Annotated in this window: 10 protein-coding genes, 1 tRNA gene and 2 pseudogenes; 9 read left to right on the top strand and 4 right to left on the bottom strand. The window is 68.5% G+C overall.

Annotation, left to right across the window (positions count from 1 at the left end; genetic code table 11):
• Positions 1-285 precede the first annotated feature (285 nt).
• The 4 genes from B116_RS0113225 (at position 286) to B116_RS27495 (ending at position 3,760) form a co-directional block, all read left to right on the top strand.
• Positions 286-1,185, top strand: a complete 900-nt coding sequence (locus B116_RS0113225; protein WP_027660351.1) for a hypothetical protein — start codon at positions 286-288, stop codon at positions 1,183-1,185.
• The gene (locus B116_RS25090; protein WP_033667617.1) at positions 1,182-2,531 is read left to right on the top strand and encodes a methyltransferase; all 1,350 of its coding nucleotides are present in this window, start codon (positions 1,182-1,184) and stop codon (positions 2,529-2,531) included. The genes B116_RS0113225 and B116_RS25090 overlap by 4 nt, the downstream gene beginning before the upstream one ends.
• Positions 2,426-3,055, top strand: coding sequence for a TetR/AcrR family transcriptional regulator (locus tag B116_RS0113215; RefSeq protein WP_027660350.1), 630 nt, complete (start codon positions 2,426-2,428; stop codon positions 3,053-3,055). Before B116_RS25090 ends, B116_RS0113215 begins: the two co-directional genes overlap by 106 nt.
• 540 nt (positions 3,056-3,595) lie before the next feature.
• On the top strand, positions 3,596-3,760 hold the full coding sequence (locus tag B116_RS27495; RefSeq protein ID WP_155255749.1) for a hypothetical protein: 165 nt from the start codon (positions 3,596-3,598) through the stop codon (positions 3,758-3,760).
• A 113-nt stretch (positions 3,761-3,873) separates the two neighbouring features.
• Here the strand turns inward: B116_RS27495 and B116_RS25085 are convergent, their stop codons facing one another.
• Entirely contained in the window at positions 3,874-4,920 is a 1,047-nt protein-coding gene (locus tag B116_RS25085) for a Gfo/Idh/MocA family protein (RefSeq protein WP_223874569.1), read from the bottom strand.
• Positions 4,921-4,924: 4 nt separating this feature from the next.
• A pseudogene (locus B116_RS25080) lies at positions 4,925-5,764 on the bottom strand (sugar phosphate isomerase/epimerase family protein); the annotation flags it as partial.
• 1,404 nt (positions 5,765-7,168) lie between these two features.
• Between B116_RS25080 and B116_RS0113190 the strand changes: the two are divergent.
• The 4 genes and pseudogenes from B116_RS0113190 to B116_RS0113175 all read left to right on the top strand — a co-directional run bounded on the left by B116_RS0113190 (position 7,169) and on the right by B116_RS0113175 (position 10,443).
• On the top strand, positions 7,169-8,044 hold the full coding sequence (locus B116_RS0113190; RefSeq protein ID WP_027660349.1) for a Scr1 family TA system antitoxin-like transcriptional regulator: 876 nt from the start codon (positions 7,169-7,171) through the stop codon (positions 8,042-8,044).
• Positions 8,037-8,237: a DUF397 domain-containing protein gene (locus B116_RS0113185; protein WP_027660348.1), complete on the top strand. Its 201-nt coding sequence runs from the start codon at positions 8,037-8,039 to the stop codon at positions 8,235-8,237. The genes B116_RS0113190 and B116_RS0113185 overlap by 8 nt, the downstream gene beginning before the upstream one ends.
• Before the next feature lie 304 nt (positions 8,238-8,541).
• Positions 8,542-9,877: pseudogene (locus B116_RS28285) on the top strand (hypothetical protein).
• Entirely contained in the window at positions 9,874-10,443 is a 570-nt protein-coding gene (locus B116_RS0113175; protein WP_027660347.1) for a flavoprotein, read from the top strand. The pseudogene B116_RS28285 and the gene B116_RS0113175 overlap by 4 nt, the downstream one beginning before the upstream one ends.
• Here B116_RS0113175 and B116_RS0113170 read toward each other — a convergent pair.
• Together B116_RS0113170 and B116_RS27490 are read right to left on the bottom strand one after the other, a co-directional pair.
• Entirely contained in the window at positions 10,379-10,846 is a 468-nt protein-coding gene (locus tag B116_RS0113170) for an NUDIX hydrolase (RefSeq protein WP_027660346.1), read from the bottom strand. The two genes, B116_RS0113175 and B116_RS0113170, sit on opposite strands and share 65 nt — an antisense overlap.
• Before the next feature lie 206 nt (positions 10,847-11,052).
• A tRNA-OTHER gene (locus tag B116_RS27490) sits at positions 11,053-11,133 on the bottom strand.
• A 241-nt stretch (positions 11,134-11,374) separates the two neighbouring features.
• Between B116_RS27490 and B116_RS0113165 the strand changes: the two genes are divergently transcribed.
• The gene (locus B116_RS0113165; protein ID WP_188116025.1) at positions 11,375-12,883 is read left to right on the top strand and encodes an ISL3 family transposase; all 1,509 of its coding nucleotides are present in this window, start codon (positions 11,375-11,377) and stop codon (positions 12,881-12,883) included.
• Positions 12,884-12,921 lie beyond the last annotated feature (38 nt).

The following is a 12,921-nucleotide window of genomic DNA, read 5'->3' as shown; positions in this document are numbered from 1 at the left end:
CGAGGCCTTCCGCGTGGTCGATGGCTTCCGGGGTGGCCACACAGATCACCGAGCACCTCAGCCCTGAGGCGAGGGTCTGCTGCGACCGCGCCCACACATCAGACGCAGGGACCTCTGGTCGGGCAGAGGGCAGTAGGCGCAGTCGTCGACTGTCGACGAACCGCCTGCCGGGTGGTCTCGCCGCCCGTGATGACAAGCCCGGGATTCGATCGGGGCCCCCACTTGAGCAGATGCTCAAATCAGCCTACCCTTCGTTTGAGCGGTCGCTTAAACCTGGGAGGAAACATGACCAGTGAGCCGGAGCCGAAGCCGAGGCGCACCTGGGCCAACTGGACGCTCGCCGGCCTCATCGCGGCCTTCGGGATCGTCGTCTACGCCATCACCGTGGCCCAGGGGCGCGCCGACAGCGCCCTGCTCTTCGTCGGACTGCCGGTGCTGCTGGCCGCCGCCCTCGCCCTGACCCCGGGCCGTACCACCCACGGCCGGGTCTTCACCACCGCGACGATCGCGCTGCTGCTGGCCTCGGTGGCGCTGCACGAAGGCGCCATCTGCGTCATCCTGTCCGCGCCACTGGTGTACGCCATGGCCCACGGCACCACCGCCCTGATCAGGCTGGCCCGTCGCAACACCACCCGGGCGTACTCGCTGATCGCCGTTCCCCTGCTGCTCGCACCCGGGCTCGAGGGCACCGGGCTCGCCCCACGGATCAACCCGGAGCAGTCGGTCGAGGTGGTCCGGGTGGTTACCCTCCCGGCCCACGCGGTCGGCGAGCGGCTGGCGACCGGTCCTCGCCCGGTGCCGGTCCGGTCGGTGCCGCTGCGCCTGCTCGGCGTACCCATGCCGACCCGGGTCACCGGCGACGGCCTCGCCACCGGGGACCGGTGGATGTTCGCCTACCCCGACAGCGCGCACGGGTCCGGCGGGCATCTGCTCACCGAGGTCACCGGCAGCGAGCCGGGCTGGATCAGCTTCCGGTTCGTCGAGGACACCGCCATCACTGATCGGTGGGTCACCTTCCGGCACGCGGAGGTGACCTGGCAGTCGGTGGACCGGGAACGTACCGAGGTGCGCGTCCGGGTGGCGTACGAGCGCGGTCTCGATCCCTCCTGGTACTTCGGGCCGCTCCAGGACGGCCTGCTCCACGAGGGCGTGGGGCACCTGCTCGACATGCTCGTCCTGCCGTGACCGCCGCCCGCTGGCTCGCCCTGGGGGTGCCCCTGCTGGCGGTGCTGGTCGCGGCCCGGCTGGAGCGCGACCGGCGGGCGCGGGCCGCCGCCCTGCTCGCCGCCGTGGCCGCCGCCCTGGGCGTCGCCGTGCTGAACGAGTCGGCCCGCCGGACGGGCTGGTACGGGTTCGCGCCGGTGCACGGGACCTACCGGGGAATGCCGGTCGACCTGTGGCTGGGGTGGGCGGCGCTCTGGGGCGCGCTGCCGGTGCTACTACGCCGGTTCCTGCCCCTGCCCCTCGCGCTGGGCCTGCTGCTCTGGCTCGACGTGGTGGCGATGCCGGCGCTACACCCGCTCGTCCTGCTCGGGCCGCACTGGCTGGTGGGCGAGGTGGTGGGGCTGCTCGCCGTGGCCCTGCCCGCGCAGCTGATCGGCCGGTGGAGCGCCGACGGCCGGCACCTGCGGGCCCGGGTGCTGCTCCAGCTCGTCGTCTTCGCCACGCTGCTGCTGTGGTTCGTGCCCGGTGTCGCCTTCAGGCTGGGTGGCGGCTCGTGGTCCCCGATCACCGGGCTGTCCGGGGCCGCCCTCCTGGTCCTGGCCCAGGTCGCGCTGCTGGTGGCGACCCCGGCGCTCATCGCGGTGCGCGAGTTCGCCGGACGGGGCGGCGGCACCCCGTACCCGTGGGATCCGCCGGCCCGGCTCGTGCGCACCGGGCCCTACGCGTACCTGGCGAACCCGATGCAGGTCGGCGGGACTGCCCTGCTCCTGCTGACCGCGGCGGTCACCCGCAGCATGGCGCTGCTGGCCGCGACCGTCCTCGCCGTGGCCTTCAGCGCGGCCGTGGCCCGGCCGCACGAGGAGCACGACCTGGCCCGCCGGCACGGGGACGCCTGGCGGGACTGGCGACGGGCGGTACGCGACTGGGGCCCGCGCTGGCGGCCGTACGCCTCAGGCGCGCCCGCGGTGTTGCGGCTCGACGGCGGGTGCGGGCCGTGCGTGGCGGTCTGGCGGTTCCTGGCGCGGCGGGACCCGGTGAACCTGACGATCACGCCGGCCAAGGAGGGGCAGCTGCGGGCCACGTACACGGGCGACGACGGCCACGCGGAACGGGGGGTGGCCGCCGTCGCCCGTGCTCTCGAGCACCTCCACCTCGGCTGGGCCTGGGTGGGCTGGACCCTGCGGCTGCCCGGCATGACCTGGCTGGCGCAGCTGGTGACGGATGCGATGATCGCACCGCCACACCTGGCGGGAGGAGAGCGATGTCCGACACCAAGCGACGCCTGCTCCACGGCGCCCTCGCCGCGATCCGCCAGCACGGCATCGCCGGCGTCTCGGCCCGCACCATCGCCGCCGCCGCCGGAGTGAACCAGGCGCTGGTCTTCTACCACTTCGGGACGCTCGACGAGCTGCTGGCAGCCGCGTGCCGGACCGGCACGGCCGAGCGGGTCACCCACTGGTCGGCCCGGCTGCGCCAGGTCGGCTCGCTGCGCGAACTGCTCGCCGTCGGGCGCGTCCTGCACGAGGAGGAACGCGAGCTGGGCAACGTGTCCGTGCTGGCCCAGATGCTCGCCGGCGCACAGGCCGACGAGCGCCTCGCCGCCCCCACCGCCGAGTCGCTGCAGCTGTGGGTGGACGAGATCGAGCTGGTCCTGCGCCGGCTGCTGGCCGGGTCACCGTTCGCCGAGTTCGCCGACGTTCCCGGCCTCGCCCACGCGGTGTCGGCCGCCTTCATCGGCCTGGAGCTGTACGACGGCGTCGACCGGCCCTCAGCCGAGCGCGCCATCGAGGCGCTGGACCAACTCGCCGTGCTCATCGAGGTCGTCGACGACCTCGGCCCGATCGCCCGGCGTGCCCTCCACAACAAGATAAGCAAAGCGACCCGACGCTAGGCCACATCGCCGGAGTGGCTTGATTCAGTGGGCTCAACGGCCCAGTCAGTCCACCCGACCGTGGGTCCGTCCACGGCGCCCGCGCACCCGTCGAGCACCAACGCGCGCTCGGATAGAGCTGCTATTGCGCGTCACTGCGAGCTCAGCACTCCACCCCATCAGACGCAGTGTTGCATTTGATGCAATTAATCTCGTTGCCGCGTGCCTGCATGGTGAACAGTTCGGCGTATCGGCCTGCAGCGTCGACGAGTTGCCGGTGGGCACCTTGCGGCGTGTCGGCGCCGGCTGCGCCGCCTCGTCGGTGTGGCCAAGCGGTAGGCGACCGTCTCGGCCTTCATGAGGCAGGACGAGACGTCGATCAGCGCCAGGGCAGCGACCTTGTCCTCTTCGCTCAGGCTCCGGTACTGCTGGGTCAGGGCGTTGTCGGTCAGGCCTGGCCGGTCGGCCCACGAGTCCTCGATGAGGATCTGTCCGCCCGGGCGCACGCACGATGCGACCCTCCTCGGCGAGTAGCGCTTCCTGCACGGGCTTGGTCCAGTCGTGCAGAGCCACGCGGAAGGCCACGGTGTCGGCGTTGTCGTCGTCCAGCGGGACCTTGGTCACGTCGTCCTGCAGGACGACGTCGAGGCGCTCGCCGGTAAGGACCTTCGGATCGTTACGGTGGTCGACTCCTGTGACGTGCTTGACAGCAGGGTTCACGCGTAGCAGGTAGTCGCCGAACCCGTTGTTGTGGTTGCCCATGTCCACGACGTGGCCGTGCGCCCGGTCGAGCCCGGCGACCAGCAGGCTCCGGTGCCAGACGCCCTCCTTGTCGCTGGTCAGACGCGCATCGAACCCGGCTTCACCCCATTTCGCGCGACAGTCCGCGAAGACGGCGTCGACTTCCTCGCCACTACCGCACGCCTCCAGCCGGGCCAGGCTCTCGCCGACCAGGCGGCCGGCGTCCGAACCGCAGCGGCGTACGCAGTCCGGACGACGCGGGCATCGCGGTAGACACGATCGATCACCTCCAGAGGGCGCCGTAGCGCCGTCATCGAGAACAGGCAGGGGTGGGCCGGATGGCCCTCGGCGGCGTACATAGCGCGCCGCAGTTCCTCATGCGTGGGGGCGGCGGCGATCTCGCCGAGTCCGGCTTCAAGGTTCCGCCCGCGTACGTGAAGCCGACGTCCGTCGGTGAGGTGGAGGATGAGCTCGTGGGCCGGTGGGCCGGGGTGGTCGACCCGGGCGTTGATCTGCATTGTGGCCCCGCCGGACAGGGCGAGTACGGCGATGACGTGGTCCTCGGTCTCTGCCAGGCCGCGGCTGTGGGTCACCGTTGCGTTGACCATTTCGACGTCCCCGGGCAACAGCCGCAGGGCGAGTGCCAGGCCGTGGATGGCTTGCTGGTGCAGGATTCCGCCGGCATCCGCGTAGGTGCGGCGCCAGCCGCGGAAGTATCCGGGATCTCGGTGCACGCTCAGAAGCACGTCGGCGCGTGTAACAGCAGGAGGCATCGCGAGTAGGGCGTTCAGGCCGGGGGCGAAGTGCGGCTGGAACGCGACGAAGATCCGCCCGTCGCGCGGCTGGGGCACCAGGGCCGCCGGCTCGGTGGTGCAGGGCTTCTCCACGAGCACGGCGGCTCCGGTCTGGGCTGCTTCCCGGGCTACACAAAGCGCGGTCCCCGGCGGGGTGGCCACCACAACCAGATCCGGCGTCACGGCGCTCAGCGCCGCCCGCCACGAAGCAAACACCGGCACGCCCCTGGGGACATCGACGCACGGGTCGGGGTCAGCGACCCCGGCGACTAGCACACCGGGAACGCCGGAGAGCGCGGCCAGGTGCTTGGCTCCGACCTCCCCCGCTCCTACCAGCAGCACCCGCTTCATGCCAGCCGGGAACAGCGGAGCTCAGGAACGCGGCGCCAGAGGTGAGGGCCTCGGCTGGGGTGTCGCGCACGTGGGTCTCCAGCGCGTACGGCAGCCCGGGCTGGGCAGCGTGCAGCAGCGGTAGCACCTGGCCGTAGGGCACCACACCCTCACCGGCCGGGCAGAACACCCGGCCACCACCGTCAGCGGCGGGCCGGTAGTCCTTGACGTGTACGTACCCCACGTACGGGGCGAGGGAGCTGACCACCTCACCGGTGGCTTGGCCGACCTCGTGGAGATTCGCCACGTCCAGCCACAGTCCCAGGCCCTGCCCGTAGTACCGGTCCAGGACCTCGAGCAGTGACTCGGCATGGGCGACCGTGCACACTGGCTCGTTCTCCAGCAGCAGCCGCACCCCAGCCGAGTTCGCCAGGTCCAGGGCTTTTGCCAACAGCAGGTCACCGAGTAGCTGCTCGGTGAGCTCCGGCTCGACCCGCAGGTGGGAGAAGACCCGCACCACCGGGGCTCCGAGGATGACGGCAGCCTCAACGGCCCGCTCAATCCAGCCGAGCCGCTCCTCGGGCGGAACCTGGGTGGGAAAGCCGAAGGTGTCCACCCTCTCGGGCGTCGCCTCGGGCCGGCACCACTTCCACAGCGGCGAAGCCAGCGCGGCCACCTTCAGGCCTCGCTCCTCGGCCAGCGTACGGAGGTACCGAACCCGGTCGTCGGGCAGCGTAACCGCATTGGCGCCCTCGGCTGAGCGGATCTCCAGCTGACCAATGCCCAACTTCACCGCCAAGTCCATGCCCGGCACTGGATCGGAGTTGACTTCGTCAGGGTTGAGCACCAGCCTGCTCGCCGGCATTTTGTCCACGGCCGTCTTCTCCTTCAGTAGTAGGTAGGGGCGGGAGACCTCCCGCCGCTAGTAGCCCGCGACCCGGTAGCCGCGACCGCAAGGCCAGGGCGATAAACGATCGCCTTGCTTCGTTAGCGCAAGGGTGAAAACGCGGGTTAGGCGGCACCTCCAGCATCGAGCAATGCGCCAGGAGCAGATAAGGATGTCAAGCAGTCGGTGTTGCCTGCTGGAGAACGCGCTCTGCCCAGTCCGCCTGCGGACACGGGTGAGGCGCCAGCCGCGCCCACATGTCGAGGCATCCGGCACAAATTCCATCGCGCTCAACATGGACGCTACGCAGTGCAATTGCCTGCTCAGTCAATTCGACTACCGTGTTCGACTCGCCATTCAGGGGCATTCTTGCGGTAACCGGTAGCGGCGGCACGGTCACTGGCTTAACTGGCATACCACTTCACCTCCCACTCTGATGGTCAGGACGACTTACCCACAGATAGCACCGACGGCGCCCGCCACGCGTTTTGCCGTGGGAGCTGCCGTTACACGACGGTGAGGTCTGCTTGCCAGCAGCCCGTGATCACCAACTCGTCTGGCATTGATTAGCTCGGGTCGGGTGGCGCCAGGAGTTCGGCGAGGCAGTCGAAGTGAAAGCCAGAAGACTTTCACCGCCTGCTCGAACTGGGCGCATGGGCCGGGGCTGCGGCAGGTAATGCACGCTCCGGATGCACTGCTGGTTGCGTGTTGCTGCAACGCTATTTGCGCTTGTTCGACCTTTTCGCCACCGTGGTAGGTCGCCATGCCTGCCTTCCGTTTCGACCGATGTGGACCAGGTGCGCCGCGCTGGCGACCTTGATGTGTCACTCCCACGGCGCACCCAAACTGGGTTGCTACCGATACGGCCCAGAACATGTGCCGGCCGAGACCGGTGGCGTCATCGCGGTCGAGCCAGTAGTAGTCACCTGCGAACACGGAACCGGCCCTCCTCAGGGACACGCATGGTGGTGAAGTCCCGCCCGCCGCCACGCCCTGTAGCAGCAACGGCGAGCGGGAGACCAACTGCAGCCACGCCGTCCGGCGCGTTCACCTACCCGGTACCGTGCACCGGCGGAAGGCGAGAACACGCCCAGGACCGCGTTGCTGTCACGAGCCGGATCCAGCCGGTTCGGCCGGTCCGGATCACATAAATCGACAGATCGCTTCTGGTAGGTCCACCTTCACGGACAGTCCACATATGCGGGAATCCCCGTCCACCACCTGATCCGGTACCCGTTCTGCTGCCCAGATGGTCGCTGATCAGGGCCTCAGCAGCCGATCGTGAACTCACGCCCAGTTCCAACGGAGAAGCCCGGGGTTACGCTCCCCGCATCGCCGGTGCGTAATCGTCCTCCGGCGTTGGTTGTTCTCCGGAGGTGTGGTGTGATCAGCCCGCTGGTGCGTCGTCGGAGGCTCGCCACCGAGCTGATCCGCCTGCGCGACGAGCACGGATACCCAGCCGCCCGCGTCGCCGCGGAGATCGGCGTCGCACGCCAACGCATCTCGCGGTTGGAGAACGGTCACGTCGCCCCTGACCTCGACGAGGTGATGCGGATTCTCCAGCTGTTCGGCGTAGATCAGCAGCGCTGGCAGCAGATCATGACGATCGCCCGCGAGGCACAGGAACGCGGGTGGTGGGCGAAGTACGCCGACGAGATGGGCACCCGACAGGCTCTGTACGCGAACCTTGAGGCGGGCGCGAGTGAGATTCGCGAATATCAGATGGTCTACCTGCCCGGCTTGTTGCAGGTGCGGCCGTACACCGAAGCACGCCTGCTAATGGACGCTCCCAACGGTGCCACCTACAGCCACACCCGAGCACTCGAAGCACGCGCCGGCCGCCAACGCATGCTGGAGCGGCCGGGCGGCCCTCGGTATGAGGTGATCATCGACGAACTGGCCATCCGCCGCTTTGCCGCGCCCGCGCCGGTGATCGCCGATCAACTGGACCACCTAACGCTCGTCGGACACCACCGCCGAACCATCAGCATCCGAGTACTGCCAGTCGCCGCCAAGATCCGCCAGCATTCCGTCCCCCGCTCGGCGTTTTTCACATACCGGTACCCGGACCCGCACGACCCCGTGGTCGTTGCCGTTGACACGGCCACCGACGACCTCGTACTGACAGAGGTAGCAGACGTCAACCGCTACCTCGACCTGTACGGCAGGCTGGCGGACGCCGCCATGCCACCGGGCGAAAGCCTCGACTTCCTCACCGCAACGGCCGAAGAAATCAGGAGGAATATTCACGATGAATGACAGGCAGTTCTACCCGTGGCGGAAGTCCACCCGAAGCGGTGGTGCCGACAACTGTGTCGAAGTCGCGACCGCTACGGACCTGCAGGTCGGCGTCCGGGACTCCAAAAACCCCGACGACAGTGTCCTTGTGTTCGGCCCGGATGGCTGGTTCGAGTTCATCGAGGGGGTTCGCAACGGCGAATTCGACGCCTGACCGGCACGGGTTGCAGCCGCCAGCCGCGCTCGCGGGGTGGCGGCCTCACCGTGGCACCCAGCCCTGCGGCGCGGACCGCAAGGCCAGGAAGTGGCCCACGCCGCCGACGACCATCGGTATCGCTTGAACCGGGCAGGGACGCACTGGGACCATGTAGGAGCGTAATGCTGCGACAATGTGGCGCAAGGGCACGTCATTGCTGGGTCGATCCTGGGGGCAGATCGTGGGGAGGGACAGCGTCCCGAACAGTCACCTCAGGGCTGCCCGCAAGGCGCTACGGTCCCCCTCTGGTTCCGGCCGCCCGATGTCTCGCCAGGAGTTGGCCGACGCCTGCAACGCCGAACTGGCCTCGATGTACGGCAGGCAAGGTTGCAGGCCGCGCTGGGCAGGACTCACCGAGAAGGCCATTGGCGCGCTGGAACGCGGCGAGATCCGGTGGCCCAATGAGGATTACCGATGGGCGCTCTGCACGGTTTTGCAAACCGACAAGCGTTCGCTCGGGCTCTACATCGATCGGCCCGACAACGCCAAGAATGACGAACTCCCGGAACCCACAGAGCCGAATTCTCGTCACCAACACAAGGGGATGGCCCTCGCCCACCCACGGCCCGAGATATACGAGCCCGAGTCGCCACAGACCAGCCAATCGCTCGATGCCTCCGGCTCGCCCAGCCAATGGCGTGCGGGGCTGCGGAGCGCGGTCCTCGCCCGCGACAGCGGACAGGTCCTGCTGCCGTTACGTGAGCTGGAAGCCGCCCTACAGGTAGGCAACCTCGCCTACCAGTGCGCTCAGTACAGCAAACTGCGGCAGCTACCCATCCTTATCAACGGGGCCGATTCCTTGTTCGCCGAACAGCCGAAGGCTGTGGAGATGCCCAGGGTTGCCCGAGCCGCTAGCGGCGTTTACCTGCTGGCGTCAAAACTGGCTGCCAAACTCGGTGACGGCGAACTCGCCTGGACCACCGCGGACCGCGCCCGATGCTTCGGCCTGATAGCCGCTGATCCAGCACGGACCGCCATCGCGGCCTACCAGACCGCCTGCGCGCTCGCCAAGCAGCCAGGCCGTGCCGCCGAAGCGGAAGAGGTCGCGGTAGCCGCAGCCGAGGCCATCGCCGGCCACCAGTTGTACCGCACCCCCGCCTACCTCTCGGCGTATGGAGCGCTCCTGCTCCACGCGGCCGTGGCGGCAGCCCGCCAGGCAGACACTCGCAGCGCATGGCGCCACCTGCGAGCCGCTGAATCAGCCGCCGATGAACTCGGCGGCAACGGTAACGAACTGTGGACAGCCTTCGGACCCACCAACGTCCGGCTACACCAAATCTCCATCGCGGTCGCCCTACACGAGAACAAACAGGCACTCCGGCTCGCCGACCAGCTCGACACCGCACAGCTCCCACTGACGCTCGCCAGCCGGCGCGCTCAAGCGCACCTCGACCTTGCCGTGGCGCACAGCGCGACGGACAGCTCAGCCCCCCCAAGCGATGCTCCACCTCCTGGAGTACGAACGCCTCGTCCCTGAGGCGATCAAGCTCAACGCCACCGCCGCTGGGCTCATCACGAAGCTGCTCCGGCGGGAACACCCCAGCCGCACCCCCGGGCTACGAGCCCTCGCCGACCGAGCAGGAGTCCAAGACGCATGACCAAGGCCACCCCCGTAGCCCTGCTCGTCGTGTGCGCCGCCCCACCGGCCGCCAAAGTAACCGAGCTGGCCGAACGGCTCCGCCACGACGACTGGGACGTGCACCCCGTCGTCACCGAGGCCGCCACCGCATGGGTTGACCTCCCAGCCCTGCAACAGACAACCGGCCACCCCGTCCGGAGCGAACCACGCGGACCGCAGGAACCGAAGTCACTACCACGGCCCGACGCCATCATCGTCGCCCCGGCCACCTTCAACACGATCAACCAATGGGCCGCCGGCATCAACAACACCGCAGCCCTGGGCACCCTCAACGAAGCCCTCGGAGCCGGAACACCGATCATCGTCTCGCCCTACGCCAAGGCAGCGCTCGCCGCGCACCCAGCCTTCCACCGCAACCTCGAACTACTCGCCACCGCCGGCGTTCACTTCACCGCCACCGAAGCCCTACGACCCGACACCCCAGACGGACCATTCCACTGGGACAGTGTGCTCGACCTTCTCAACCGCACAACCCTGCACCATCGTCGTACACCGAGAGCAACGCCTCCTCGTTGGCGACAATGAACTCCCTGAGCGCATCCGGCTTCAACGCCACCGCGTGCAGCTCGTCAATCGCCACCCGGTCCAGCTGATACTCACCCCGCGTGGGATCAGCGAACTCCGGCCCACTACGCGCCTCCACCCGCAACTGAAACAAACGACCCGCGAAGAAGTGCTGCACCGAAACACCCGCACCAACCGGAGTGGAGAACAGGAACACCGGAACCAGCCGACCGGCCTCGCCACCAAGCTCCTCACGCAACTCACGACGAAGCGCAGCCTCCAGACAAACATCCGTCGACTCCACCCCACCACCCGGCGTCGTCCAGTACGGCACCTGCCCGGGCCTGATCCGCTTGATCAGCACAAGACGGCCGTCACCATCGACAAGAATGGCCCGCACCGACCTACGCACGATCCGCCGCACAACCGACCCTAACCACGCCCGGGCCCTCCACAGAACAGCGGCGCACCCGGTTGATCCATGGTTCGGACCGCTGGCCTAGCACCCCGTCCCACCGATACCAACCCGGTCCAACGGCTCCCGAGCACCCACCGAACGACCAACCACCACCGCCGTACGCGAAAAAGGCCCCGACCGGCACCGAAGTACCAGGTCAGGGCCTTGCTCGTTGGTGCGCCGCCAGGGACTCGTACCCCGAACCGCGGATTACGAGTCCCGTCAATGTCGTGCTCATGGGTCCCGAACGGCGCCGGCAGTCCTACAGATCCCTACCAATCCATTGCCTGCGCCGCCGGGTGCTGACGGATGGCCGCCTGTCCACGGCGCGCGAGCACCCCACGAGCACCCGCACACCGCTGCCGGGGCGGCCATAGGGAGTGTGGCGTTTTCGGCTCTGTCTCACACACATTCGGCTCTGTCTCACATTCGGTGGTGACCGAGGGTGGTCGATGTCGTTGAGGTCATGTGTGCAAGATCGATGATCTTACGAAGATGGTGTTCTCGGGGCTGTCCCCGTTGGTGATCGATGAGGTCACGGACGAGGGCGAGCGGATCCTGGTGCGGGCTCGGACTCCTGGAGGAACGGTGGCTTGTCCGGGCTGTGAGGCGGTGACGGGCCGGGTGCATGGGTATCACCAGCGGACTCTGGCGGATGTGCCGGTCGATGCCCGGCCGGTAGTGGTGCGGGTGCGCGTGCGGCGTCTGGTGTGCCCGACGCAGGGCTGTCGTCGCACGTTCCGGGAACAGCTTCCGGGTGTTCTGGAGCGTTACCAGCGTCGCACGTCCCGGCTGAGCGCCCAGGTCGCTGCGGTGGTGCGTCATCTGGCTGGCCGGGGCGGTGCTCGCCTGTTGTCGGTCCTGGCGATGGTCGTCATGTCCCGTCACACCGCGCTGCGGGCGCTGCTACGCGTTCCGCTGCCCGAGCGGCGGGTTCCCCGCGTGCTCGGGGTCGACGACTTCGCGCTGTGCCGCCGTCGCCGTTACGCCACCGTCCTGATCGACGCGGTCACCCGTGAACGCATCGACGTGCTGCCCGACCGCAAGGCCCACACGTTAGAGACATGGCTGCGTGAGCATCCCGGTGTCGAGGTGGTGTGCCGGGACTCCTCGGGCGCCTACGCCGAAGCGGTCCGCCGCGCCCTACCCGAGGCGTTGCAGGTCGCCGACCGCTGGCACCTGTGGCACAACCTCGCCGAGGCCGTCCGCAAAGAGGTCACCGCCCACAGCACATGCTGGGCCACCGCCGGCCTACCGCCACAGCAAGGCATCCGGGCCGTGACCACCCGGCAGCGGTGGCAGCAGGTCCACGACCTGCTCGACAAGGGCGTCGGCCTGCTCGAATGCGCCCGCCGACTCAACCTCGGCCTGAACACGGTCAAACGGTATGCCCGAATCAGCGAACCCGAACGCCTGGTCCGCGCACCGCAGTACCGGCCCACCCTCGTCGACCCCTACCGTGACCACCTGCGCCGACGCCGGGAACAAGACCCCGCCGTCGGCGCTACGCAACTTCTCGCCGAGATCAGGGAACTGGGCTACACCGGCAGCCTCAACCTGCTCTACCGCTACATCACCCAAGGCCGCGTCGAAGCCGACCGCCCAGCCCTGTCGCCCCGACGCCTCACCCGCTACTTCCTGACCCCACCCGAGAAGCTCACAGACCATCAGCGCACGCTCGTCCACGCCCTCACCAGCGCCTGCCCGCAGATGACCGCGCTGGCCGGCTTCATCGGCTCGTTCGCCGCGCTCCTCACACCCGCAGCCGGTAACGACGACCATCTCGACACGTGGATCGCCGAGGTCAAGGCCACGGACCTACCCCACCTGCACACCTTCATCCGCGGCCTCGGCCTGGACCGCGACGCCGTCAACGCCGCCCTGACCCACCCCTTCAACAACGGCGGCACCGAAGGCGTCAACACCAAAACCAAACTGATCAAACGACAAATGTACGGACGAGCGGGCTTCGCTCTCCTGCGCCATCGAATCCTGCTCGGCTGACCAGCACCCTCCATCACCACCGAATGTGAGACAGAGCC

The sequence above is a fragment of the Salinispora fenicalii genome (assembly GCF_000514815.1).
GTDB lineage: Bacteria > Actinomycetota > Actinomycetes > Mycobacteriales > Micromonosporaceae > Micromonospora > Micromonospora fenicalii.
Note: the sequence above shows the minus strand (reverse complement) of the source record. Positions and strands in the feature narration are given on the sequence as shown.